At 66.2% G+C, this 25,461-nt stretch carries 24 protein-coding genes; 3 read left to right on the plus strand and 21 right to left on the minus strand.

The features are described from left to right. Positions 1–88: 88 nt before the first annotated feature. From gmk to E3O25_RS01710, 13 genes are all read right to left on the minus strand, one after another. On the minus strand, positions 89–1,009 hold the full coding sequence (gmk, locus tag E3O25_RS01650) for a guanylate kinase (RefSeq protein WP_092108153.1): 921 nt from the start codon (positions 1,007–1,009) through the stop codon (positions 89–91). After that, positions 1,002–1,901: an orotidine-5'-phosphate decarboxylase gene (gene pyrF, locus E3O25_RS01655; protein ID WP_092108151.1), complete on the minus strand. Its 900-nt coding sequence runs from the start codon at positions 1,899–1,901 to the stop codon at positions 1,002–1,004. The genes gmk and pyrF overlap by 8 nt, the downstream gene beginning before the upstream one ends. A gap of 17 nt (positions 1,902–1,918) precedes the next feature. Then, positions 1,919–5,206, minus strand: coding sequence for a carbamoyl-phosphate synthase large subunit (gene carB, locus E3O25_RS01660; protein WP_134360287.1), 3,288 nt, complete (start codon positions 5,204–5,206; stop codon positions 1,919–1,921). Then, positions 5,206–6,339: a glutamine-hydrolyzing carbamoyl-phosphate synthase small subunit gene (gene carA / locus E3O25_RS01665; RefSeq protein WP_092108149.1), complete on the minus strand. Its 1,134-nt coding sequence runs from the start codon at positions 6,337–6,339 to the stop codon at positions 5,206–5,208. Before carA ends, carB begins: the two co-directional genes overlap by 1 nt. A 130-nt stretch (positions 6,340–6,469) precedes the next feature. Beyond that, positions 6,470–7,009, minus strand: coding sequence for a hypothetical protein (locus E3O25_RS01670; RefSeq protein WP_174721692.1), 540 nt, complete (start codon positions 7,007–7,009; stop codon positions 6,470–6,472). After that, complete coding sequence (locus E3O25_RS01675) at positions 7,002–8,363, minus strand: dihydroorotase (RefSeq protein ID WP_241988465.1); 1,362 nt, start codon at positions 8,361–8,363, stop codon at positions 7,002–7,004. The genes E3O25_RS01670 and E3O25_RS01675 overlap by 8 nt, the downstream gene beginning before the upstream one ends. Next, a complete protein-coding gene (locus tag E3O25_RS01680; protein WP_134360288.1) occupies positions 8,353–9,315 on the minus strand; it encodes an aspartate carbamoyltransferase catalytic subunit in 963 nt (320 codons plus the stop codon). The genes E3O25_RS01675 and E3O25_RS01680 overlap by 11 nt, the downstream gene beginning before the upstream one ends. Beyond that, the gene (pyrR, locus tag E3O25_RS01685; RefSeq protein ID WP_092107758.1) at positions 9,312–9,854 is read right to left on the minus strand and encodes a bifunctional pyr operon transcriptional regulator/uracil phosphoribosyltransferase PyrR; all 543 of its coding nucleotides are present in this window, start codon (positions 9,852–9,854) and stop codon (positions 9,312–9,314) included. The genes E3O25_RS01680 and pyrR overlap by 4 nt, the downstream gene beginning before the upstream one ends. A gap of 93 nt (positions 9,855–9,947) precedes the next feature. Continuing rightward, positions 9,948–10,955, minus strand: a complete 1,008-nt coding sequence (locus E3O25_RS01690; protein ID WP_092107756.1) for a thioredoxin domain-containing protein — start codon at positions 10,953–10,955, stop codon at positions 9,948–9,950. 53 nt (positions 10,956–11,008) lie between these two features. Further along, entirely contained in the window at positions 11,009–11,428 is a 420-nt protein-coding gene (gene nusB / locus E3O25_RS01695) for a transcription antitermination factor NusB (protein WP_092107754.1), read from the minus strand. Then, complete coding sequence (efp, locus tag E3O25_RS01700) at positions 11,425–11,988, minus strand: elongation factor P (protein ID WP_092107753.1); 564 nt, start codon at positions 11,986–11,988, stop codon at positions 11,425–11,427. Before efp ends, nusB begins: the two co-directional genes overlap by 4 nt. A 74-nt stretch (positions 11,989–12,062) precedes the next feature. After that, positions 12,063–12,527 carry a type II 3-dehydroquinate dehydratase gene (locus E3O25_RS01705; protein WP_134360289.1) on the minus strand — a complete coding sequence of 155 codons (465 nt, stop codon included), beginning with the start codon at positions 12,525–12,527 and terminating at the stop codon, positions 12,063–12,065. A gap of 45 nt (positions 12,528–12,572) precedes the next feature. Continuing rightward, positions 12,573–12,977: a hypothetical protein gene (locus E3O25_RS01710; RefSeq protein WP_092107749.1), complete on the minus strand. Its 405-nt coding sequence runs from the start codon at positions 12,975–12,977 to the stop codon at positions 12,573–12,575. A gap of 306 nt (positions 12,978–13,283) precedes the next feature. Here E3O25_RS01710 and E3O25_RS01715 point away from each other — a divergent pair, with 306 nt between their 5' ends. The 3 genes from E3O25_RS01715 (at position 13,284) to E3O25_RS01725 (ending at position 16,750) form a co-directional block, all read left to right on the plus strand. Beyond that, complete coding sequence (locus E3O25_RS01715) at positions 13,284–14,558, plus strand: GAF domain-containing protein (RefSeq protein ID WP_166805940.1); 1,275 nt, start codon at positions 13,284–13,286, stop codon at positions 14,556–14,558. A gap of 56 nt (positions 14,559–14,614) precedes the next feature. Then, entirely contained in the window at positions 14,615–16,138 is a 1,524-nt protein-coding gene (locus E3O25_RS01720; protein ID WP_092107745.1) for an aldehyde dehydrogenase family protein, read from the plus strand. 132 nt (positions 16,139–16,270) lie between these two features. Next, positions 16,271–16,750 carry a DUF779 domain-containing protein gene (locus tag E3O25_RS01725; protein ID WP_092107743.1) on the plus strand — a complete coding sequence of 160 codons (480 nt, stop codon included), beginning with the start codon at positions 16,271–16,273 and terminating at the stop codon, positions 16,748–16,750. A gap of 3 nt (positions 16,751–16,753) precedes the next feature. Here E3O25_RS01725 and aroB read toward each other — a convergent pair whose 3' ends face one another. The 8 genes from aroB to E3O25_RS01770 form a co-directional block, all read right to left on the minus strand. Then, positions 16,754–17,851, minus strand: coding sequence for a 3-dehydroquinate synthase (aroB, locus tag E3O25_RS01730; protein WP_092107741.1), 1,098 nt, complete (start codon positions 17,849–17,851; stop codon positions 16,754–16,756). Next, positions 17,844–18,365 (minus strand): shikimate kinase, encoded by a 522-nt coding sequence (locus E3O25_RS01735; protein ID WP_166787694.1) that lies wholly within the window; start codon positions 18,363–18,365, stop codon positions 17,844–17,846. Before E3O25_RS01735 ends, aroB begins: the two co-directional genes overlap by 8 nt. Before the next feature lie 19 nt (positions 18,366–18,384). Continuing rightward, entirely contained in the window at positions 18,385–19,593 is a 1,209-nt protein-coding gene (gene aroC, locus E3O25_RS01740; protein ID WP_134360291.1) for a chorismate synthase, read from the minus strand. Between the two features lie 5 nt (positions 19,594–19,598). Further along, positions 19,599–20,492 carry a shikimate dehydrogenase gene (locus tag E3O25_RS01745; RefSeq protein ID WP_092107737.1) on the minus strand — a complete coding sequence of 298 codons (894 nt, stop codon included), beginning with the start codon at positions 20,490–20,492 and terminating at the stop codon, positions 19,599–19,601. Further along, positions 20,485–21,900 (minus strand): endolytic transglycosylase MltG, encoded by a 1,416-nt coding sequence (mltG, locus tag E3O25_RS01750; RefSeq protein ID WP_092107735.1) that lies wholly within the window; start codon positions 21,898–21,900, stop codon positions 20,485–20,487. Before mltG ends, E3O25_RS01745 begins: the two co-directional genes overlap by 8 nt. Before the next feature lies 1 nt (position 21,901). Next, positions 21,902–22,372, minus strand: coding sequence for a Holliday junction resolvase RuvX (gene ruvX / locus E3O25_RS01760; protein ID WP_092107733.1), 471 nt, complete (start codon positions 22,370–22,372; stop codon positions 21,902–21,904). A gap of 89 nt (positions 22,373–22,461) precedes the next feature. After that, positions 22,462–25,116 (minus strand): alanine--tRNA ligase, encoded by a 2,655-nt coding sequence (alaS, locus tag E3O25_RS01765; protein WP_092108143.1) that lies wholly within the window; start codon positions 25,114–25,116, stop codon positions 22,462–22,464. 103 nt (positions 25,117–25,219) lie between these two features. Continuing rightward, on the minus strand, positions 25,220–25,444 hold the full coding sequence (locus E3O25_RS01770; protein WP_092107731.1) for a hypothetical protein: 225 nt from the start codon (positions 25,442–25,444) through the stop codon (positions 25,220–25,222). Between the last annotated feature and the right edge of the window lie 17 nt (positions 25,445–25,461).

Raw genomic sequence — 25,461 nt, forward strand, 5'->3', positions numbered from 1 at the left:
ACTCCTAATAGAGCACGGCCTGAGGCGGCGTGCGAGTTTTCGGGGGATGTGCGTCCGGCGACGCACACGAATTCAGCAGAAACGAGCGCTACGACATGCTGGATGCAGCGCGGATCTCCATCAAGTCTACGACCTCACGGGCGGCGTCGCCGACATCGTGGTTGATCACCTGGTAATCGAACTCTCCCTGGGCGGCCAATTCGAGCTTTGCGGTCTCCAGCCGGCGAGCCTGTTCGGCGGCGTCTTCGGTGCCGCGGCCGATCAGGCGGCGCACCAGTTCGTCCCAGCTCGGCGGCAGCAGGAACACCAGGCGGGCTTCCGGCATGGCGCGTCGCACGGCCCGAGCACCCTGCAGGTCGATCTCGAGCAGCACGCTGTTCCCCGCGGCGATCGCCGCGTCGACGGGGGCGCGGGGGGTGCCGTAGCGGTAGGCGTTGTGCACCGTGGCCCACTCGAGAAGTTCGCCGTCTTCGATCATGCGGTCGAATTGTTCGTCGGAGACGAAGTAGTAGCTGAGCCCCTCGGTCTCCCCCGGGCGTGGAGCGCGTGTCGTCGCCGAGACCGAGAGCAGCACGTCGGGGTAGTTCTCTCGGATGTAGCCCGCGACGGTTCCTTTGCCGACCGCGGTCGGGCCGGCGAGCACAATGAGTTTGGAGTCGGCAACCCCGTGGCGCAGCACCGGCCGCTCAGAGAGAAAGTCGCGCAGGCGGTCGCGCTGGTGACGGCCCAGACCGCCGAGGCGTTTGGACGGCGAGATTTCAAGGCGGTTGATGATGCGCTGCATCTTGGTCACGCCGATGGCCGGGATACTCACGAGCAGTTCGGTGACCCGCAGCCGGCCCTCGACCCCGACCGGGTCCGTGATCGCCGCAGCGAGCACCTCGAGCGCGGTGCGTTCGCCGGAGGCGACTTCGGCCTTGACCTTGGCGCGGGCTCGGCGGGCCGCGACAGCGGCACGCGACGCGGCAACCCGATCAACTTCGGGCGGGGTGGGACGGTTTTCAACCACGAACGGCACCTACTTCGGCTACTCGGCGCTCAATGGCTTCTTCGATCCGGTGGGGTCCGGCCGAGAGCACACTGCGCGATTCACTCACGATAACCCCTCCGGCGTATCCACCATATATAGAGATCAGATCCATAATATTCCCACCCTGATGTCCGAAGCCCGGCGCGAGCACCGGTGTTCGAAATTCGCCCGAAACGTGCTGCACGTCGATACCGAAAGCGGCCAGGTCAAGTGTGGCGCCGAGTACGACTCCGATCGACCCGAGACCGGTCGGTACGCGAGCGGATGCCGCACCAGCGCGCGCATTCCGCTGGCCGACCTCGTCGAGAACGGCGCGGGCGACACTCGAACCGGCCTGCGGCCCGTCCGCTACGATCGCCTGCTGGATGTGCGCAGCCTCGGGGTTGCTGGTCGCGGCGAGCAGGAAGACGCCCTTGCCGTTCGCGGCCGCGAGGGTGAGCGGCGAGTCAAGCGAACCGACACCCATGTACGCGGCGAGCGTGAGGGCATCCACTTCGAGCGGGGAGCCCGGTGACAGCCACGCCTGCGCGTAGGCCTCGACGCTCGTGCCGAGGTCGCCGCGTTTGGCGTCGCCGATCACGAGCAGACCGGCCGCTCGAGCGTCGGCCAGCACCCGTTCCAGCGCCACAAACCCGGCGGAACCGAACCGTTCGTAGAAGGCGACCTGCGGCTTGACCAGGCCGACCCGGCCCGCCGCCGCTGCGACGACGGCGCGGCCGAACGATTCGGCGCCGGCGGCCGTGTCGGGCAGGTTCCATTCGCGCAGCAGCCAGGAGTGCGGATCGATGCCGACGCAGAGCTGGCCGCGGCTGGCGAACACCCGCTCGAGACGTTCGCCGAAGGAGACCACCGCCGCCGACCCGGCCGTCATCGCCTCAGCAGGGCCCGTCACAGCAGTGCCGTACGGGCGGTGGCGTACTCCTGGAGCGAGGTCACCTCGAACCCGTCGCGAATCGAGTCGATCGACGCGACAGCGGCGCTGAGCTCGGCGATGGTCGTGAACAGCGGAAGATCGCCGGCGACAGCGGCCGCCCGAATCTCGTACCCGTCGGCCCTCGCGGTGCTGCCGCCGGGAGTGTTGATGACGATCTGGATCTCTTCGCGGCGGATGAGTTCGACGATGGACACGTCGTCCTCCCCCGCTTTTTCGCTGAATTTGGTCACAACGCGGGCGCGGATGCCGTTGCGTTGCAACACTTCGGCGGTACCGATGGTCGCGTATATCTCGTAACCGAGCTGCTGCAGGCGCAGCATCGGCAGGATGATGGCCCGCTTGTCACGGTCGGAGACCGACACGAACACGGTGCCGGAGAGCGGGATTCCGCCATAGGCGGCGAGCTGGCTCTTGGCGAACGCCCGCGGGAAGTCGCGGTCGATGCCCATGACCTCGCCGGTGGAGCGCATCTCCGGGCCGAGGATGGAGTCGACGACGAGGCCCTCGGGGGTGCGGAAGCGGTTGAACGGCAGCACGGCTTCCTTCACGGCGACCGGCGATTCAATCGGCACCCGCGAGCCGTCGATGAGCGGCAGCTTGCCCTCGGCCTTGAGCTCGGCGATGGTCGTACCGACCATGATGAGCGCGGCGGCCTTGGCCAGGGTGATACCGAGTGCTTTCGCGACGAAGGGCACGGTGCGGGAGGCACGCGGGTTGGCTTCGAGCACGTAGAGCACGCCGGCGCCAATCGCGAACTGTACGTTGAGCAGGCCCTTGACCCCGATGCCGCGGGCGATGCCGAGGGTGGCTTCGCGCACCCGGTCGATTTCGGCGCGGCCGAGGGTGACCGGCGGCAGGGTGCAGCTCGAGTCGCCGGAGTGGATGCCGGCCTCCTCGATGTGCTCCATGACGCCGCCGATGTAGAGCTCGTGGCCGTCGTAGATGGCGTCGACGTCGATCTCGATCGCGTCGTCGAGAAAACGGTCCACCAGAAGAGGATGTCCAGCGCCGATGATCCCCTGCCCGGACATCCGCTTGAAGTAATCTGCGAGCGACGGGGAGTCGTAGACGATCTCCATGCCGCGGCCGCCGAGCACGTAGCTCGGGCGCACGAGCACCGGGTAGCCGATTTCTTCCGCCACGACGACAGCGCCGGCGAAGTCGATCGCCGTTCCGTTGCGCGGGGCCAGCAGGCCGGCGTCATCGAGGATCTTGGAGAACAGGCCGCGCTCCTCGGCCAGGTCGATCGCGTCGGGGGTGGTACCGAGAATGGGGATACCGGCCGCTTCGAGGCCGCGGGCGAGGCTCAGGGCGGTCTGCCCGCCGAGCTGCACGACCACACCGATGAGTTCACCGCTCTGGCTTTCGGCGTGGATGACCTCGAGCACGTCTTCGAGGGTGAGCGGCTCGAAGTAGAGCCGATCGCTCGTGTCGTAGTCGGTGGACACCGTCTCCGGGTTGCAGTTGATCATGATGGTTTCGTAGCCGGCCTCGGACAGCGCGAAGGAGGCGTGCACGCAGGAGTAGTCGAATTCGACGCCCTGCCCGATGCGGTTCGGTCCGGAACCGAGGATGACAACCTTACGGCGGTCGCTCGCGACGACCTCGGTCTCGTCGTCATAGCTGGAGTAGTGGTACGGGGTGAGCGCCGGGAACTCCCCCGCGCAGGTGTCGACGGTCTTGAAGACCGGGCGCACGCCGAGAATGTGGCGCACGGTGCGCACATCCGCTTCGCCGAAGCCGCGCAATTCGCCGATTTGCGCGTCGGAGAAGCCGTGGTCCTTGGCGAGGATCATGACGTCGCGGTCGAGTCGGTCGGCGGCCTTGACCTGCTCGGCGATCTCGTTGATCAGCACGATCTGGTCGAGGAACCACGGATCGATCTTGGTGGCGGCGAAAACTTGCTCGATGGTCGCGCCGCGGCGAAGGGCCTGCTGCACGGTGACGATGCGGCCGTCGGTGGGAATCTCGGCGACGGCGAGCAGTTCGTCGACCGTGCGGGTCTCCGTGCCCCAGTGAAAGCTCGAGCCGCGCTTCTCGAGCGATCGCAGCGCCTTCTGCAGAGCGGATGCAAAACTGCGACCGATGGCCATGGCTTCACCGACGGACTTCATAGTGGTGGTCAGGCGCTGGTCGGCGGCCGGGAACTTCTCGAACGCGAAGCGTGGCACCTTGACCACGACGTAGTCGAGGGTCGGCTCGAAGCTCGCCGGGGTGACACCGGTGATGTCATTGGGGATCTCGTCGAGACGGTAGCCGATGGCGAGCTTGGCGGCGATCTTGGCGATCGGAAAGCCGGTCGCCTTGCTGGCCAGGGCGGAAGAACGCGATACCCGTGGGTTCATCTCGATCACGATGACGCGGCCGTCGGCCGGGTTGATCGCGAACTGGATGTTGCAACCGCCGGTGTCGACGCCGACGGCGCGGATGATGTCGATCGAGATGTCCCGCAGGTGCTGGAATTCACGGTCGGTCAGGGTGAGGGCCGGGGCGACGGTGATCGAGTCGCCGGTATGCACTCCGACCGGGTCGACGTTCTCGATGGAGCAGACGACGACGGTATTGTCGGCCGTGTCGCGCATCATCTCGAGTTCGTACTCTTTCCAGCCGAGAATCGATTCCTCGAGCAGTACCTCGGTGGTCGGGCTGTGATGCAGGCCGTCGGTGACGATGCGGCGCAATTCCACCTCGGTGTAGGCGAAGCCGGAGCCGAGCCCGCCCATGGTGAAGGAGGGGCGAACGACCAGCGGGTAGCCGAGGTCGGCGGCGTAGCCGACGGCTTCCTCGACGGTGCGCGCGATGAATGAGCGGGCCACACCGGCGCCGGCATCCAGTACGAGCTGCTTGAAGATCATGCGATCTTCGCCCTTGTTGATGGCGTCGAAGCTCGCGCCGATCAGCTCGACGTCATACTTTTGAAGAATTCCGCGCTCGTGCAGTTGGATCGCCGCGTTGAGGGCGGTCTGCCCACCCAGCGTCGGCAGAATCGCATCCGGTCGTTCCTTCGCGATGATGGTCTCGAGGATCTCCGCCGTGATCGGTTCGATGTAGGTCGCATCGGCGAAGTCGGGGTCGGTCATGATGGTGGCCGGGTTCGAGTTGACCAGGATGACGCGCACGCCTTCCTCGCGCAGTACGCGGCAGGCTTGCGTGCCGGAATAGTCGAACTCGCAGGCCTGGCCGATGACGATCGGGCCGCTGCCGATGACAAGAACACTGTTGATATCGTCGCGCTTGGGCATTATTTGGTTTCTCCTGCAACGGCTGACTGCGCAGCCAGAACAACGTCTCTGAATCGATCGAAAAGGTGGTTGGCGTCGTGCGGGCCGGAGGCAGCTTCCGGGTGGTATTGCACCGAGAAGGCGTTGATATCGAGGCAGCGGATGCCTTCGACCACCTGGTCGTTGAGGCTGTAGTGGCTGACCTCGACCCGGCCGAAGCCGGTGCGCGACTCGTGAACGCCCTCAATGGGCATGTCGACCGCGAAGCCGTGGTTCTGCGAGGTGATCTCGACCCGTCCGGTGGTCTTGTCGAGCACCGGCTGGTTGATGCCGCGGTGTCCGAATGGCAGTTTGTAGGTGCGAAAACCCAGCGCGCGGCCGAGAAGTTGGTTGCCGAAGCAGATGCCGAAGTAGGGAATGCCAGCCCGGAGCACTTCCTGCAACAGGGTGACGTGCGCGTCGGACGCGGCCGGGTCGCCCGGTCCGTTCGAGAAGAACAGGGCAGAGGGCTTCAGCGAGAGAACATGCTCTGCGGTGACCGACTGCGGCAGCACGAGCACCTCGAAGCCGCGTTCGGCGAGGTAGGTGAGTGTGCTGCTCTTCACACCGAGGTCGAGCACAGCGACGGAGCCGATGCGTTCACCCTGCGCGGGAATCGAGAAGGGTTCGACGGTCGAGACCTCGAACGACAGGTTGCGACCGCGCATGGCAGCCCCGGCGAGCACCCGTTCGAGCTGTTCGCTGTCAGAGAGGCCGAACAGGTCGCCCGAGAAGATGCCGCTCTTCATGGCGCCCGCAGAACGGATGTGGCGGGTGATGGCGCGGGTGTCGATGCCGCTGATGCCGACAACACCCTGTGCTTCGAGGTCATCGTCGAGGGTTCGGGTGGCGCGAAAGTTGGAGGCGATCCGGGCCGGCTCGCGCACGATGAAGCCGGCGACCCAAATCTGCCTGGACTCCATGTCCTCATCGTTCATGCCGGTGTTGCCGATGTGCGGCGCGGTCATCAGCACGATCTGGCCGGCGTAGGACGGATCGGTCAGGGTTTCCTGGTAGCCGGTCATGCCCGTGGCGAAGACGATCTCGCCCAGAGCCTGACCCTCGCTGCCATACCTGCGGCCGACGAAACGGCGGCCGTCTTCAAGCACGAGCACGGCCGGGCCGGGCTTGTCCGCCACGGAGGAGGACGTCAGGCCAGCGGATGCGCCGACCTCGCTTGCAACGACGTCAGCTGATGCCGCCTGGTCGGGTTCTGTCTGGTCTGGTGCGGTCGAATCGGGCACGTCAGGCCTCACTTTCGTCTTGATGGGCCGGGGCGGCGGCCGTTACGGCAATGGTGCGGATCGAGTCGACGAGGCGAGCCCGATCATTGGGATCGATGATGCGAAAGAAGCTGTCGACAGCGCGACGGTCGGGGGTGCCGGTGGCCAGCCGCCAGGACAGGCGCAGGAGACCGTCGGTTTCGACGGCCCGGTCGATGGCGACCCGGGCGGCACCGACCGCATCGATGGCGCCGGCCGGAACGAAAACCGGCTCATTGCCGTCGAGGTCGAGAATGATTCCGGCCTCCGTCACCATTAGGGCGGCGCGGGCGCGAAAGCCGAGGCCGGCAATGGCGAGCCGTTCAAGCGGCGCGTCGCGCGGAGTCGTCGCCACGTAATAGGCTTCGGCGCCGGCCAGGGTGACCCCGGCGGACTCCGGCAGGGGGTAGCCGGCGGAGAGTGTCGCATCCCGTCGGCTGCGCTTTCGCCAGCTGCGCCACATCAAAATCAGAACGCCGAGCAAGACGAGCGCGGTAATGACGGCCGGAATGGTCCTATCCATGAGTGAGCACTCCGCTCGCGTTCTCGGCTATTTCGAGGCTGCTGCGCACAACACCATCGAGCACGGTGGCATAGCCGCGGTGGAAGGTTGCCCGCACTTCGCCCGGCAGGGTCATCGACAGGTAGGGCGAGTTCATGCTCGTTCCGGCCAGGTCGGCGCGCCCGAAAACGCGGGTCGCTTGAGGGTCATACAGTGTCAGTTCGGCCGGTGACCCGACCGCGATCGGATTGCCCTGGCCGGTCACGCGCCCGATGCGGGCCGGCGTGCGGGAGAGAACGCGTTCGATGTCGGCCCAGTCGAGCAACCCGGTCGCCACGACCGCGGCGTGCACGACCGACAGCGCGGATTCCAGCCCGATCATGCCGTTCGCGGCGGCGTCCCACTCGCAGTCCTTGCTTTCGGCTGGATGCGGGGCGTGGTCGGTCGCGACGATGTCGATCGTGCCGTCGGCGAGTCCGGCGCGCAGGGCTTCGACGTCTTCCCGGGCTCGCAGCGGCGGGTTCACCTTGAAACGGGCGTCGTAGCCGCGAACGAGGTCTTCGGTGAGCAGCAGGTGGTGCGGCGTGACCTCGGCGGTCACGTTGATGCCGCGAGCCTTCGCCCAACGGATCACGTCGACGGAGCCGGCCGTCGAAACGTGGCAGACGTGCAGGCGCGATCCGACGTGTTCGGCCAGTAGAACGTCCCGGGCGATAATCGACTCTTCGGCGACGGCGGGCCAGCCGACGAGGCCCAGTTCGCCGGAGAGGGCGCCCTCGTTCATCTGGGCTTTTTCGGTGAGGCGCGGTTCCTGCGAATGCTGCGCGATGACGCCGTCGAAGGCCTTCACATATTCGAGGGCGCGGCGCATGAGAAGGGGGTCGGAGACGCAGAAGCCGTCGTCGGAGAACACCCGAACGCGGGCTCGACTCGAGGCCATCGCGCCGAGTTCGGCGAGTTGCTGGCCCGCGAGGCCCGCGGTGACGGCGCCGATCGGCTGCACGTCGACGTAGCCGGCACTTTCTCCGAGCGCGAGCACCTGCTCGACCACCCCGGCGGTGTCCTGCGTCGGCAGGGTGTTCGCCATGGCGAACACGCTCGTGAAGCCCCCTCGGGCTGCGGCGCGGCTGCCGCTGAGCACGGTCTCACTGTGTTCGTAGCCCGGTTCGCGCAGGTGGGCGTGCAGGTCGACCAGGCCGGGCAGCGCAATGAGGCCGTCGGCGTCGATCACGTTCGCGCCGTTCGGCGACAGGCCGGTCCCGAGTTCGGCGATCCGCCGGCCGTCGAGACGGATGTCGGTGCCCGTGCCGTTCGGTAGGGTCGCCCCGCGAATCAGCCAGTTGTGCGCAGTTCCGTGCATCGCGTCAATCGACATTCTTCGATTCCTTCCGGTCACCGGACAAGAGCAGGTAGAGTGCGGCCATTCGCACGGAGACGCCGTTCGTGACCTGTTCAAGCACGGTCGAATTAGCGGAGTCGGCCGCCGCCGACGAGATCTCCAGGCCACGATTCATCGGGCCGGGGTGCATGACAATGCTAGCCGGACCGAGTCGGCCAAATCGCGCGTCGTCGAGGCCCCAGACCCGGGAATACTCGCGGCTGCTCGGAAAGAAGGCCGCGCTCATCCGTTCGGTCTGGACGCGCAGCATCATGACCACGTCGGGGCTGGCATCGATCGCCTCATCGAGGTCAAAGCTGAATCGGGCCGGCCAGAGGGTGGTGTCGCTCGGCAACAGCGTGGGCGGGGCGACGAACGTGACCTCCGCACCGAGAGTGGTCAGCAGCCAGAGGTTCGACCGGGCGACGCGGGAGTGGAGCACGTCGCCGACGATGGTGACGGTGACTCCGTCGAGGCCCCGACCGCGGGATGCCTGCCCGTGGGTGCGGCGGCGGATGGTGAAGGCGTCGAGTAGGGCCTGGGTGGGATGCTCGTGGGTGCCGTCACCGGCGTTGATGATGCCCGCATCGATCCACCCGCTTGCGGCGAGCACGGCCGGGGCACCGGAGGCCGGGTGGCGGATGACGACACCGTCGGCGCCGATCGCGGCCAGGGTCTGCGCCGTATCCTTCAGGCTTTCGCCCTTCGACACGCTTGAGCCCTTGGCGCTGAAGTTGATCACGTCGGCGCTCAGCCGCTTGGCGGCGGCCTCGAAGGAGATGCGGGTGCGGGTGGAATCCTCGAAGAACAGGTTGACGACGGTCTTGCCGCGCAGGGTCGGGAGCTTCTTGACCTCACGCTTGGCGACATCCGCCATGTCTTCGGCAATGTCGAGCAGATTGATGGCCTCGTCACGGGTGAGGTCCTTGGTGGACAGAAGATGTCTCATCGGTTGGTCCCGCCGTCGATCGAGACGAACTCGTCGCCGTCGATCTCCTCGAGGTGCACGTTGATGCGCTCGTCGGTAGCCGTCGGCAGGTTGCGGCCGACGAAGTCGGCGCGAATGGGCAACTCACGGTGTCCCCGATCGACGAGAACGGCAAGCCGCACGATGGTTGGACGCCCGTGGTCCCCGAGCGCGTCGAGGGCGCTGCGAATGGTACGTCCCGAGTACAGCACGTCGTCGACGAGCACGACTGTGGCACCGTTGATCCTGCCGGGCACTTCGGTGCGCGACGGCGTGCGGGTACGGCCGTGGGCGAGATCGTCGCGATAGAGCGTGACGTCGAGCGATCCGACCCGCACGAGTGATGCTGCGGGTTCGATTCGCTGGATGGTCTCGGCGATGCGGCGGGCGAGAATGACGCCACGGGTGGGGATACCGAGGATGATGAGATTCTCCGGGCCCCGATTGGACTCCAGGATCTCGTGGGAGATTCGAGTTAACGCGCGGGTGATGTCAGCCTGAGTGAGCACAATGTGCGCCAAATGCCGACCTCCTTCCCCGTCTCACAGGACGGATCATTAAAGGATGTCTGAATGGGTCCAGCCTAGCCCGTGGGGAACCGGTGGTGCGAACCCTTAGAACGCGGAAGCAACGAAGGCGGAGAATTCGGCCGTGTCGGTGAGGCTGCCGGTGTATTGCACACCGTCGACCAGCACCGTGGGGGTCCCCTTGACGGATTCGATCTCAGCGCCCTCGATCGGTCCGGTCAGGGCTGCTTCGGTGTTCTGCTGCGACCAGGCCTGATAGTCCCCGGAATCGATGCAGTCGGCAATATTGGACGCGCCGGTCGCCAGGGCGGCGAGTTCGCCATTGCTGAGCCCGGCCGTCTGCTCGAGCGGTTGATTGGCGAACAGCGCCGACAGAAACGCGAGGGTCTCACCCGGGTTCAGTGTGGCCTGGCAGGTGAGAGCCGCTGAGGCCCGGCTGGAGTAGTCGGTGCCCTGAGACATCCGGTCGAGAAAGGTGAGCGAATGCACCCGCAGCGTGATGTCTCCGCTCGCAACGCCCGCAGCCAGCAGTTCACCGTTTGCGGCCTCGAACTGGGCGCAGTACGGGCACATCGGGTCGACGTACTCGTCGATGATGACCACTCCGGTGCCGAATTCGAGATAGCCGCCGTCGAAGTCGGCGGCGCCCAGCTGCCCGGTCGGCAGCGGTGTGCTCGATTCCGGTGCGCTCGATTCCGGTGCTGACGACGAGGTCGCGGTTCCTGAGCTTGTGCCGGCATCAATGGCGACCACGAAGGCTGCGATAGCGGAGGCGAAGATGATCGCGAACACGACCAGAATGGCGAACAGGGCCGTGGCGACGTAACCGATGATGAGACCGGCGAGGGCAAAGCCGCGACCGAGTTCACCGCGAGCCCGAATCTGTGCGAGCGCGATATGCCCGGTGATGATGGCGACAAGCCCGATGAAGAATGACGACACGAACGACACGATGGCCAGAGTGTTCGTCCTTTGGCCTGGCACGAACGGGGCCGGCGCGATCGGCGGAGTCGGCCCTCCCTTCGGCGGCACCGGCAGGTACGGGTTGGGCACAACCGGCTGGTCGCGAGGTGCGTCGGGTCCGGTGCTGTCCATGTGCGTGTCCTTCGGTGACGAGAGGCGAATGCGGCGGGAGTCGACGCGGCCGATCAGGCCGACGGTGCGGTTTGGGCGATCTTGCCGAGCAGCCCGTTGACGAAGCCGGCCGAGTCATCCGTGGAAAGAATCTTCGCGGCTTCTACGGCTTCATCGATAGCGACGGCGTGCGGAACGGCGTCGTTGTACAGAATCTCCCAGATTCCGATGCGCAGAATGGCGCGATCGATGTTGGGCATGCGCGCGAGCGACCATCCCTGCGAGTACGTCTCGATCAGCTCATCGATTTCTTCGCGATGGTCGACGACCCCGTCGACGAGTTCACGAGCGTAGAGCCAGGACGCCAGCCGGGCCGGCTCGCTCGCGGCGCGTTCGGCCTCGGTTGCGAGCGACTCCGGAATGCTGATCTGGCGCACATCGGCGGCGTACAGAATGTCGATGGCGCGCTTGCGGGCCTTGGTCCGTGCGCTCATTCGTTGACGCGACCGAGGTAGTCGCCGGTGCGGGTGTCAACCTTGACCTTGGTGCCCTGCTCCAGGAACAGCGGAACCTGAATCTGGTAGCCGGTCTCCACGGTGGCCGGCTTGGTGCCGCCGGTGGAGCGGTCGCCCTGCAGTCCCGGCTCCGTGTAGGTGATTTCCAGGGTGACGGAGGCCGGCAGCTCGACGTACAGCGGGTTGCCGTTGTGCAGGGCAACGGTCACGGCCTGGTTTTCGAGCATGAAGTTGCTCGCATCGCCGACGACGGCAGCGGACACGGTGATCTGGTCGTAGTCGGCGACGTCCATGAAGACGTAGGCGTCGCCGTCGTTGTACAGATACTGAAAGTCGCGACGGTCGACGTTTTCGGTCTCGATCTTTGCGCCGGCGTTGAACGTGCGGTCAACGGTTTTGCCCGAGACGACGTTCTTCATCTTGGTGCGAACGAAGGCGCCACCCTTGCCCGGCTTGACGTGCTGAAACTCGACGACGGCCCAAAGCTGGCCATCCATGTTGAGTACGACGCCGTTTCTGATATCAGCGGTAGAAGCCATGGGAGGGGTGTTCCGTTCAATTGATAAGGTGCGCGGGTGCAAATGGCACCTTATCGAGTCTACGTGCCGAAGCCTCAGGCACCAAAGGCGCTGTTCCGCCGCGGTGCCGGCGCGGTGACGAAATCCAGGGCCAGCCGGTACGAGTCGAAGCCGAGGCCGGCGATGACCCCGGTCGCGATGGCGCTCACAACACTGGTGTGGCGGAACGTTTCGCGGGCGTGCGGGTTGGAGATATGCACTTCGATCAGGCACAGGCCGGCCTTGGTGACGAGGGCAGCGGCGTCGCGCAGAGCGTAGCTGTAGTGGGTGAACGCTGCCGGGTTGAGGATGACCGACATCCGCTCGTCAACGGCTTCGTACAGCCAATGGATGAGTTCGGCCTCGTCATCGGTCTGCCGCAGGTCGATGCTCACCCCCGGTCGAGCGGATGCGACCAGCAGCGTGCGCAGGTCGTCCAGGTTCGCCGACCCGTACACGTCGGGCTCGCGACTGCCGAGGCGCCCGAGGTTCGGACCGTTTAGAACCAGCACTGTACTCATCCACTCAGCCTAGGCCGTGGGCACCCGCCGACCGGCCTGCGCCGGTCAGGGGGCAAGAACAGCGACGCCGTCGTCGTGCGCGACGAACAGGCCGGTGATGCACATGAGTTTTCCGAAAGATTCGGTCAGTTCAACGGCCCAGGCCTGATCTGGAGCGGTGAGGGCGGCCGAACCGGGCCGTTCCAGCGTCAGGATGACACTTCCCCCGGGAGCTTGAACGGCCAGCAGTTCGTTGATGCCGATCGCGAAAAACCGGCTGCGTCCCGGTTCTGGGCGCAGGGGAATATTGTCGATGGGAATCACCACCGGCAGCTGCCGCCCGTGAGCGTCGAGCAGCATGAGCCAGAGCTGCCGGCGGATGGCATGGCCGACCAGGTCGAATACCCGTGCTCTGGCCTGCTCCGGTGTGGTCACGGGCGGAGCGTCGTCGATGTTCACTGTCAGTGTCATACCGCTATCCTGAGCGGCTGCGGCAGGGCGAGACCCGTTGTCCCCAGAAAGAGTACGGTTGGCCCGGCTGTGGATAACCTCCGGCAGTGCCCTCCCCGTTGCGGCTGTGAATGCCTGTCACGCCAAACGCACGGCCGGGGCTGTGCCCGTAGAATGAAATTCCGATGCTGGCTGTGGCAGCACGCACCCGATCACTGCTAACGGAGGCAGACGCTCATGGGATACGGCTTGAAGAGTTCTTCATCGGTCCCGACCGGCGACGCGCGGGAGAACATCGTCGCCCTGGAACGTGCTCACCAATCCGCAATGACCGATCGAATTTTCCAGACCGGCGTGCGTAAGCTCGTGCAGGATTCCTGGCAACGTTCCCTCTCCTTGAGCCTCGACCCGGGCAGCGTTGCACCGGAGCGGGCGCTGACCGACGCCGAGCTGCGCGACCTGCGCAACCAGCATCCGCTCGCCGCGGTGTTACCGGTCGTGCACAACCTGCTCATTCGTCATGCGGTCGACGCCGAACTGATCGTCGCCATCGGTGACGAGTCCGGTCGACTGCTGTGGATCGACGGCGACCGCGTGCTGCGTCGCCGGGTGGAGGAAATGCTATTCGTCGAAGGCGCCGACTGGTCGGAGAGCCGAGTCGGCACGAGTGCACCGGGCACCGCCCTCGCCCTGGACCGCGGTATCCAGATTCGACGAGCCGAACATTTCAACGCCCTCGCCCACCCGTGGAGCTGCACGGCCGTGCCCATCCACGACCCGGACACCGGCAAGATTCTCGGTGTGATCGACATCACCGGCGGTGACCAGGCAGTCGCCCCGCAGACTCTGCCCCTGGTCGAGGCCGCCGTCGCCGCGATGGAGGCGGAGCTGCGCATCCAGCGCCTGGGCCGGCCGCAGGCCGCGCCGCCCGCCCCGCGGTCGCGCCTCTCGCTGTCGCCGAGCGTGCCGCGGCTCACCCCAGCCGTGTTGAGTGTTCTCGGCACCGACCACGGCCAGTTGCAGTGCGGTGGTAGCACAGCGGATGTCTCGCCCCGCCACACCGAGATTCTCACGCTCCTGGCCTGGCACCGCGAAGGACTCTCCGCCGATCGTCTGGCCGGCTATCTCTTCGATCAGGACACGGCGGTGGAGACGCTGCGCGCCGAAATGGTGCGGGTACGCAAGGTACTCGCCGTGCTCGACCCTCCGATCACGATCACCTCCCGCCCGTATCGATTGGAATCCCGGCTGGAACTGGATTCGCAACAGGTGTTGGCTTTTCTGGAACGCGGTGCCCACCGGGTGGCTCTCGGCGCCTACCGCGGCGCGGTGCTCCCAGGATCGTCGGCGCCCGGAATCATTGAAATCCGTTCAGAAGTGAGCAGCAGACTGCGTGAGGCGATGCTCGCCGATGCTTCGGTCGACCTGCTGCTGACCTACGCGCGCACCGAAGAAGCCACCTGGGACACCGAGGTCTGGCGGGCCTGTCTCGAGCTGCTTCCGGCCCGGTCGCCCAAACGAGCGACGGTCGTGGCACATCTTGCGCGCATCGAAGACGAAATCGGCGGACAGCGCAACATTCTGCAACGTTTCCACACCTAGAGTCGGATCAGGCCGCAGGTTTGCGAGCCCGACACCGTCGTCGAAATAGGAGTGACATGACCGTCTATGCAGCCCCCGGAACACCCGGCTCGAAAGTTACCTTCAAGTCTCGATACGAGAACTGGATCGGCGGCGAATGGGTCGCCCCGGTCAAGGGCCAGTACTTCGAAGACATCACCCCCGTGACCGGCAAACCCTTCGCCGAGGTGGCCCGCGGTACCGCAGAGGACATCGAGCTGGCCCTCGACGCCGCCCACAAAGCCGCACCAGCCTGGGGCAAGACCAGCGCCACGGAGCGCGCTGCCGTACTCAACCGGATCGCCGACGTGATCGACGCCAACACCGAGATGCTGGCCGTCGCTGAGACCTGGGACAACGGCAAGGCCGTGCGCGAAACGATCAATGCCGACATCCCGCTCGCCGCCGACCATTTCCGCTACTTCGCCTCGGCTATTCGCGCCCAGGACGGCGACCACGCCCAGCTCGACGGCGACACCGTCTCGTACCAGTTCCACGAACCGCTCGGCGTCGTCGGCCAGATCATTCCCTGGAACTTCCCCATTTTGATGGCCGTCTGGAAGCTCGCCCCCGCCCTCGCCGCCGGCAACGCAATCGTGCTCAAGCCCGCCGAGCAGACGCCGGTCTCGATTCTCGTGCTGATGGAACTCATCGGCGATATCCTGCCCCCCGGCGTGGTCAACGTTGTCAACGGTTTCGGGCTCGAAGCCGGCAAGCCGCTCGCGTCGAGCAACCGTATCCGCAAGATCGCGTTCACCGGTGAGACCACGACCGGCCGTCTCATCCTGCAGTACGCCTCCGCGAACATCATTCCCTCCACCGTGGAGCTCGGCGGTAAGAGCCCCAACATTTTCTTCAGCGACGTCGCCCAGGAGAAGGACGCGTTCTACGACAAGGCCCAGGAAGGCTTCGTGTTGTTCGCCTTCAACCAGGGCGAGGTCTGCACGGCCCCGAGCCGCGCGCTGCTGCAGAAGCCGATCTACGACAGCTTCCTCGGCGACGCCGTCACCCGGGCCAGCAAGATCATCCAGGGCAACCCGCTCGACACCGACACCCAGATGGGCGCCCAGGCCAGTAACGACCAGCTCGAGAAGATCCTGTCCTACATCGATATCGGCACCAAGGAGGGCGCCAGGCTCGCCCTCGGAGGCGAACGCGCCGACCTCGGCGGTGACCTCACCGACGGCTACTACGTGCAGCCGACCATCTTCGAGGGACACAACAAGATGCGGCTGTTCCAGGAGGAGATCTTCGGGCCGGTGCTCGCCGTGACGAGCTTCACCGACTACGACGATGCCATCTCGATCGCCAACGACACCATCTACGGCCTCGGTGCCGGCGTCTGGTCGCGCAACGGCAACGTCGCCTACCGGGCCGGCCGCGACATTCAGGCCGGCCGGGTCTGGGTCAACAACTATCACGCCTACCCGGCCGGCGCCGCCTTTGGTGGCTACAAGAGTTCCGGCATCGGCCGAGAGAACAACAAGCTCGCACTCGGCCACTACCAGCAGACCAAGAACCTGCTGGTGTCGTACTCCGAAAACAAGCTCGGCTTCTTCTAAGCCATTCGTTCCGGTCTGCGGCAACGCTCCCGTCGGGTGGGAGTTCGCTGCAGGTCTGGCCCGGGGGCTGCCGACGACGTAACGTCGTAGGCAGCCCCTTTTTTCACTTGTCTTTTGCAGAAAGGTCCGTCAATGTCGACACCCACGATTACCGCATCGGTCACCATCACCGGCGAAACAATCCCCCGCGTCGAACTCACCCCGGTGGCGGTCGATCTGCTCCGCAGCCTCTGGGAGGAGCACGGCCCGCTTATGTTCCACCAGTCCGGCGGTTGCTGTGACGGCAGCTCGCCGATGCTGTTCATGGCGGGCGAATTCATCACCTCCGACCAGGATGTACGTCTCGGCCAGTTCGATCTGGCCCCGGCCGGTGAGCCCGGTCAGCCGCTCGATTTCTGGATGTCGGCTGAGCAGTTCAATTATTGGAGCCACACCTTTCTCACGGTCGATGTGGTGCCCGGCCGCGGCAGCGGCTTCAGCGCCGAAGCACCCCGCGGCGTGCGATTTCTGATCCGTTCCGAGCTCATGACCACGATGACACCGTTCGCCGGCCCGACCGACACCGTCGAAGCGGATGCCGCGGACTCCCCCGCGCCGGTGGTTGCGTCCTGAGTCCTACTGCCCGATGGCCTGGTACGCGCTGAACAGCAGGGAGGCGTCCGGACCCTCGAGGATGGTCGGCTTGCCGACATCGTCGAGCACGACGAAGCGCAGCATGCCGCTGCGAGTCTTCTTGTCGCGCTGCATCGTGGCGAGCAGGGTGGGCCAGCGACCCACCGGGTAGCCGGTCGGCAGGGTCAGTGATTCGAGGATGCTGCGGTGCCGGTCGACGACCTCGACCGAGAGTCGTCCGCTGAGGGCGGCGAGTTCCGCCGCGAACATCATGCCGACGGCGACGGCTGCGCCGTGCCGCCAGCCGTAGCGTTCGGCGTGCTCAACGGCGTGACCGAGCGTGTGGCCGTAGTTCAGGATCTCGCGGAGGCCGGCTTCCTTGAAATCCTCACCCACTATTCGGGCCTTCATGGCGATCGAGAGCTCGATCAGCCGACGAAATTCGGGGGTCGTCGGGTCGGTGGCGCGGTCGACATCCGCTTCGATGAGGTCGAGGATCTCGGGAACCTGGATGAATCCGGCCTTCACGATTTCGGCGAAGCCAGCCAGGACTTCGTTGCGGGGCAGCGCGTCGAGCAGGTCCAGGTCGCAGAGCACAGCGGACGGGGCGTAGAAGGTGCCGACGAGGTTCTTGCCCTCGGCGGTGTTGATGCCGTTCTTGCCGCCGACAGCCGCGTCGACCATGCCGAGTACGCTCGTGGGGATCTGCACGAGCTTCACGCCGCGCAGCCAGGTCGCCGCGACGAAGCCGGCCAGGTCGGTGACAGCGCCGCCGCCGAGGCCGATCACGGCGTCGGTGCGGCTGAAGTCGGACTGCCCCATGACGCCCCAGCAGAAGGCGGCGACTTCGACGCGTTTGGCCGCCTCGGCGTCGGGAATCTCGGCCAGCAGCACTTCGGAGTAGGTCTCGAGCAGGTTGTCGCGAAGGGCGACGGCGCGGGCACCGACCGTGGAGGTGTGCACGATCAGCACCTTATTGACGCCGCTGCCGAGCTGCTCGGCGACGGTACTGACCAGGCCGCGCCCCACACTGACCGGATAGCTGTCGACCCCGGTCACGGTGATCACGGTGGTAGCGGTCTGTTGGGAGATCTCAGTCATCATTTCTTTCTTGAACCCAATTCACGATTTCGTCGGCGATGCCGCTGATGGGTCGGTTGGAGGTATCCAGGCGAATCGTCGCGAGGGATTCATAGGTGGAGCGGCGCAGGTTATAGATGCGCTCCCAGTCGGCGATGCCGCCAGCCAGGAGCGGCCGTTTGGTACCGCCGAGGCGGGCCTCGACGGCCGCGGTGCTCACGCTCAGGTAGACGACGGTCGCGTCGGCGAGATCAGCCTGGGTCTCGGGGTGCAGAACTGCTCCCCCGCCGAGCGAGACGACGGCCGGCTCGCCGAGCGCCCAATCCACCGCTTCGCGCTCGACGATACGAAAATATTCTTCGCCCTCCCGGGCGAAGATCTCCGGGATGGGACCGTAGCTTTCCACGACACGCTTGTCGGTGTCGATGAAAGGCACGTCAAGGCCGCGCGCCACCCGGCGACCGATCTTGGTCTTGCCGGCGGCCATCGGCCCGATGAACACGATCGGCAGCAGCGAGTTTCGCCGGGTCAGCATGGCTTCAGCCGGCTCTCACTCACAGCGATGCGTCGCTCGCCGCGCCGGTGCGCAGGTTGGCGGGAATGTGGGCCAGGTACGACTCGAGGTTGCGTCGGGTCTCCCCGATCGAGTCTCCCCCGAATTTTTCGAGCATGGAGTTCGCGAGAACGAGCGCCACCATGGCCTCGGCGACGATGCCGGCCGCCGGCACAGCACAGACGTCGGAGCGTTGGTGGTGCGCCGGAGCCGGTTCGCTGGTAGCCACGTCGACCGTGCGCAGCGCCCGCGGAATCGTCGCGATCGGCTTCATCCCGGCGCGAACCCGCAACACCGTACCGGTACTCATGCCGCCCTCGGTGCCGCCAGCCTTGTCGCTGACCCGTTGGATGGCGCCGTCCGCCTGAACGAGTTCGTCGTGGGCGGCCGAACCGCGGCGGCGGGTCGTCTCGAAACCGTCGCCGACCTCGACACCCTTGATCGCCTGGATGCCCATGAGGGCAGCGGCGAGTTGCGAATCCAGGCGGCGGTCCCAGTGCACGAAGGACCCGAGCCCGGGGGGCAGGTTGTAGGCAAGCACCTCGACAACGCCGCCGAGGGTGTCGCCGTCCTGGTGCGCAGCATCCACTTCAGCCACCATCAAAGCGGATGTGCTCACGTCGAAACAGCGCAGCAGGTCAGCGTCGAGGGTGTCGACGTCGCCGGGCTCCGGCAGCGGCGAACCGTCGGGCACGCGCACCGGACCGATGGCGATGGTGTGGCTGACCAGCTGGACTCCCAGCTCGTTCAGGAAGGACCTGGCGACCGCGCCGAGCGCCACCCGCGCGGCGGTCTCGCGGGCGCTCGCCCGTTCCAGCACCGGACGGGCTTCGTCGAAGCCGTACTTCTGCATGCCGGCGAGGTCGGCGTGGCCCGGCCGGGGGCGGGTCAGGGGGGCACCACGGCCGCGAGCGAGCGTGGCAGGGTCGACCGGTGCCGCACTCATCACCTCGACCCACTTGGGCCATTCCGAATTGCCGATGCGCAGCGCGACCGGCCCGCCGAGGGTGAGTCCGTGCCGCACGCCACCCGAGAGGGTGAGTTCGTCCTCTTCGAATTTCATGCGCGCGCCGCGGCCATAGCCAAGCTTGCGGCGCACCAGATCGAGGCGGATCGAATCAAGGGTGACCGGGATTCCAGCGGGCAAACCCTCAACAATGGCGATGAGTTCGGGGCCGTGAGATTCTCCGGCTGTGAGCCAACGAAGCATGGTTCCTATCTTTCCACAGCGGTAAGGGGTGCAGCGTCACCGGGGCCGGAGTCGCGGGTGAGCGCACCGCGCATGGCCGCCAGGACGGCCGACTCGTCGGGCAGCGGTTCGAACGGATCAGCGGTGACGAAGACTCGCACCTGGATCAGAGCCTGGTGCAACAGCATGCCCAGGCCGTTCAGTACGGTGCCGCCGGCTTCCTGCCATGAGGTGGCAACACCGCTCGGCCACGGCGAGTAGGCCACGTCGAACAGGATGGCCTGTTCCCGCAGGGCGAGCGGCAACGGCGCCGAAAGCAGGGTTCCCCCGGGCAGGGTACTGATCACGACATCGCTGTCCACGCGGGTAGCTCCGCTGAGATCCTGCAGGTCGACCACCACGCCGAGCGACCGACCGAGTTCGACGAGGGGCAGCGCCTTCTGCGGGTCGCGCACGAGCACCGCGACAAACTCGGTGCCGAGTTCCGCCGCCGCCATCAAAGCGGATGCCGCCGTTGCCCCGGCTCCGAGCAGAGTCACGTGCGCTGCGCGGGTGACTCCCCCTTCGGCGAGGGCCCGCACCAACCCGGCGACATCCGTGTTGTACCCGCTCAAGGTGCTGCGACCGTTAACCTTTCGGAGGAGAACCGTGTTGACGGCACCGGTCAGCTGCGCGACCCGATCGCAATCGTCGATGAAGGGCAGCACCTCCTGTTTGAGCGGCATGGTCAGTGACAGGCCGCGCCATTCCCGGCCGAGCTTGCTCAGGAACATGGCCAAAGAACCGGATTTCACCTCAACGGCCTCATAGGTCCAGTCGAGGCCGAGCTGCCGGTAGGCGGCCCGGTGCAGCATCGGCGATCGGGAATGCTTGATCGGTGAGCCGAGCACTGCGAGACGGTTCGACGTGAGACTATCCATATTCGGGGTGCTCCCTCATCCAGTTCTGCCAAACCACGACCGCGGCGTCGTGTTCTGCCACGGTAGTGGAGAAGACCGTCTCCCCGGTATCGAGGTTGACCGTGACGAAGAACAGCCAGGGTCCATCGGCCGGGTGCAGGGCGGCGTCGATTGCGAGGTCACCCGGGTTTGAAATAGGGCCGACGACCATACCCGGATGCGCGTAGGTGTTGTACATATTGCCGGCGTCAGCGCGTTCGGCGTCGGTCGTGGTCACGAGGTGGGTGTTGCCGGTGCCGTAGGCGACGGTCGCGTCGGACTGCAGCAGTCCGCTCTCCCACTGGGCCGGGTCCAGCCGGTTCAGAAACACCCGGGCCACCTTGTAGTAGTCGACGCGCAGGCCGGCCTCGCGCTGGATCAGCGAGGCGAACACGATGGTCTTCCAACGATCGGCGACCGCGACGCCGGCGGCGTCGAGGGCTTCATACTGCCGGTTCACCATGGTCTGCAGAACAATCTGGGCGGTGTCCCCCGGCGAAAAAGTGTAGGTGGCCGGAAACAGAAAGCCCTCAAGGGTGGTCGCCTCGGCCGGCAGGCCGAACCCGGCCACGTTGGCTGCGCCGGCCTGCAGGTCTGCGAGGGGAATGTCGGTGCCCTCTGAGATCGACTGCAGCACATCCACGGCCGCGGTGCCCTCGGGCACGATCACGGTCTGGTTCAGTCGCGCGCCATCATCGAGCAGGGCGTCGAGGGCGGTGCTGGCGACCATTTTGGTCTTCAACTGGTAGGCGCCGGGTTGAAACACCGGCTCCGGAGTGGTCTGCAGCAGAATCGAGTAGAACGCGTCGAAGCTCTTCACGACGCCCTCGTCGACGAGGGTGCTGGTGATGTCCGAACCGCCGTCGCCCTCGTGGATCATGATGACGACGTCTTCGCCGGTGGCCGCTTCCTCTGCGGTGAAATCGGCCGGTCCCTGCGTGGCCGCGATAATTTGGGAAATCGGCCCCTGGAGAAAAAAGTACGCGCCGGCTACGAGCGCGGCCAGCACGGCGAAGACGATGAGGCATCCCCAGGCACCGGTGTGGCTACGCTTTTCTCGCGGTGGTTCGTCGGCGAGCTGAGAGCGGCGGTTGGTGCGTCCGCGACCGGAGTCAGCTGGTTCAGTCGACTGCGTGTCGGGAGCGGGGCGGAGCGGTAACAGCGGGGCGTGGGCGGGCTCCGCCGGCAGGCTGGAATGCGCCTCGCTCGGCTGGACCGCTGAACTCCTGAGGCCGGCCGCAGTGCCGGCCGCATCGTCAGCTGCCGTGCCCGCCGCGGCTGCCGTGCCCGCCGCGGCTGCGAGCTCGGCAGCGGCCAGCTCGGCAGCGGCCTGTTGCGCGCGCCACTGACGGCGGCTCAGCGGCGGCTCTTCGGGGGTGGAACTCTGCACGTTACGGCCTCTCGGTCGGTTCGACGGGCGAGCCAGCTGGTCGCCCCGAGGCACGCTCGCTGTCGAGCGCGTGTTGCAGAATGATAGTCGCGGCCACCTGATCGATCACTGGCCGTTGGGTCTTCGCCGGGCGACCGGATGCCCGCAACGCAGACTGCGCCGACACAGTGGAGAGCCGTTCGTCGACCAGCCGCACCGGCACGCTCAAGGCCCGCGCGAGTCTTTCAGCGAATTCGACCGCGTCGTCGGTCGAGGCCGTCGCGTTTCCGGACAGCGCCAGCGGCAGCCCGACAATGACCTCGACCGCGTCAAGCTCCACCACGACCGCGCGAATGCGGGCGAGGTCGGTCAGGCCGGCCTGGTCCCTGGCCACGGTCTCGACCGGTGTGGCCAGCATGCCGTGGTTGTCGCTGCGAGCCAGGCCGATGCGCACCTTGCCGACATCAACCCCTACGCGCACCCCGGAGCGCATACGGTGCACCGGCGCAGGCACGACCCCAACCGTTCCGGCCTCCGTCCTGTCGGTGCGGGGCCGAGCCGGGGTTCGGTCGGATCGCATGGTCAGCGGCTGATCATTGCGACGACGGCCTGCAGCGCAGCCGGAATGGCGTCCCCGTTGGGTCCGCCGCCCTGGGCGAGGTCGTCCTTGCCGCCGCCGCCGCCGCCGAGAATGCCCGCGACGGTCTTAGCGAGAGCACCGGCCTTGTGTCCGACGTCCCTGGCAGCCTGGTTGGTGGCGACAATCACGACCGGCTTGTCGGCGGCAACGGCCGAGAGCGCCACGACGACCGCGTCGGTGCCGAGGCGTTCCCGGGTCGCGAGGGCCAGCAGGCGCACGTCGTCCGGAGAGCCCAGCACGCCGAGATCTTCGGCGACGACCGTTACCGCACCGATCCGACGAGCCGTGGCCAGCAGGGCGGGAACCCGGTCGGTCAGGGCGCGGGCTTCGAAGGCGGCGATCTTTTTTTCCGCCGCTTTCAGACTCGTGACCAGGTCGCTGATGCGATCGGGGAGCTGGTCGCGCGGTGTCTTGAGGCTGGAGGTGAGCTGGGACACCAGCATCCGCTCGGCGGCGAGGTCGCGGAAGGCTTCGAGGCCAACGAGCGATTCGACTCGCCGGTTGGTCGATCCGACCGAAGCCTCGCTGATCAGGTTGATCATGCCGATCTCGGCGCTGCTGGAAACGTGGGTGCCGGCACAAAGTTCGCGCGACCAGGGGCCACCGATGTCGACGACCCGCACGACGTCGCCGTACTTCTCACCGAACAGGGCCATGGCGCCAAGTGACTTCGCTTCCGCCAGGGGCAGCTCCCGGGTGGAGACCGGCAGGTTGTCGCGGATGGCGTTGTTGGAAATCTCTTCGATCTCGGTGCGGGTCGCCGGTGACAGCGCCTGGTTCCAGGAGAAGTCAAGACGAAAGAAGCCCGCCTTGTTGTACGAACCGGACTGGTGGGCGTTCGGGCCGAGCACCTGGCGCAGGGCCGCGTGCAGAACGTGGGTTCCGGAGTGGGCTTGGCGGGCACCGCGACGCCAGCTTTCGTCGACCACGCTGGTTGCGCTGTCGCCCACGGCGACCTCACCGGCCTGCACGAGCACCTTGTGGCTGATCAGCCCCTTGACCGGCTTCTGCACGTCGAGCACCTTGAGCTCGTAGCCGGGGCCGACGATGAGGCCGGCATCCGCTTCCTGTCCGCCGGATTCGGCCCACAGGGCGGTTTCGGCGAGGATGACCTCAGCCGTCTCGCCGGCGACCGCGCTCGTGACGGACTCGCCGTCGACGATGAGGCCGAGCACGCTCGACTCGTTCTGTAGGTCGTCGTAGCCGGTGAAGACGGTCTCGCCGAGGGCGCGGAAGGCGCTGTAGACGCCGAGGTCGGCGAGGGTGGTCTTCTTGGACTTCGCATCGGCCTTCGCCATAGTGCGCTGCTTGGTCATGAGCACGTCGAACGCGTCGCGGTTCACGCTCAAGCCGGCCTCTTCGGCGATCTCGAGGGTGATCTCAATCGGGAAACCGTAGGTGTCGTGCAGCAGAAATGCGGTGGGGCCGGCCAGTTCGGTCTTGTTGGCCTTCTTCGTCTTGGCCACGGCGAGGTCGAGCACTGCACTGCCGCTCGCGAGGGTACGCAGGAAGGTCTCTTCCTCGGCGAACGCGGCCTGGCTGATGCGACCGAAGTCGCTTTTCACCTCGGGATACGCGGCGCTCATGGCGTCACGGGAGGCTGGCAGCAGTTCGGGCAGGCTCACGGTGTCGACGCCGAGCAGACGCATGGCGCGCACGCTGCGCCGCAGCAGGCGGCGGAGGATGTAGCCGCGCCCCTCGTTCGACGGCATGACGCCGTCGCTCATGAGCATGAGGGAGGAGCGCACGTGGTCGGCGACGATGCGCATGCGCACGTCATCGTCGTGGTCGGCGCCGTAGCGTCGGCCCGACAGAGCGGCCGCGCGATCGAGCACCGGGCGTACCTGGTCGATCTCGTACATGTTTTCGACGCCCTGCTTCAGGAAAGCAACACGCTCAAGGCCCATGCCGGTGTCGATGTTCTTCCTCGGCAGGTCTCCGAGAATCTTGAAGTCGCTCTTACCGGTGCTTTCGCCGCGCAGGTACTGCATGAACACGAGGTTCCAGATTTCGACGTAACGGTCATCGTCGGTGGCCGGTCCGCCGTCCCTGCCGTAGGCGGGGCCCCGGTCGAAGAAGATCTCCGAGCAGGGGCCGGCCGGCCCGGGCTGGCCGGTGGACCAGTAGTTGGATTCCATGCCGAGGCGCTGGATGCGGTTTTCCGGTACGCCGAGCGCGCGCCAGTAGCGATGTGCCTCATCGTCGTCGAGGTAGATGGTGACCCAGAGGTCACTTTCGCGAAAGCCATAGCCGCCCTGGTTCTCCGGGGTGGTCAGCAGCTCCCAGGCGAAGCCGATGGCTTCCTCCTTGAAATAATCTCCGAAGCTGAAGTTGCCGTTCATCTGAAAGAACGTGCCGTGGCGGGGGGTCTTGCCGACCTCTTCGATGTCGTTGGTGCGAATGCACTTCTGCACGCTGGTGGCGCGCGGGTACGGCGCGGGAACGAGCCCGGTGAGGTAAGGCACGAACGGCACCATGCCGGCCACGGTGAAGAGAAGGGTGGGGTCGTCGCTCACCAGGGACGCGGACGGCACAACGGTGTGTCCACGATCGGCGAAGAAGTCGAGCCAGCGCCCGCGAATGTCAGCAGTCTGCATGGTGTCCGTTTGTTCATGGTGCATGAATGTGGTGGTGCTTCAAATCAGGGTGCTTCGGCGCTGTTTCAGCGCTGATTCAGTGCGGCTTCACCTCAGCGGATGCCTACGGGGCGCCGGTCACCGGCGCACCGCCAGCGGCGTCATCGCCCAGGGCGGCGTGCAGCTCCGCCTCGCGCTGGCGGTATCCCTCGGACATGGCCTCGCCGAATTCACGTGCTTTGGTGTCGAGTTCGGTGAAAAACGCCTTGCCCTGCTGGGTCTTGTTCACCTCGTGGGCGACCACGAAGCCCGCGGCAACGCCGATGACCAACCAGATGACGTTCTTCATGGCGTTTCTCCCTGAAT

This window comes from Cryobacterium sp. TMT1-3, assembly GCF_004402315.1.
In the GTDB taxonomy this organism is placed as follows: Bacteria; Actinomycetota; Actinomycetes; order Actinomycetales; family Microbacteriaceae; genus Cryobacterium; species Cryobacterium luteum.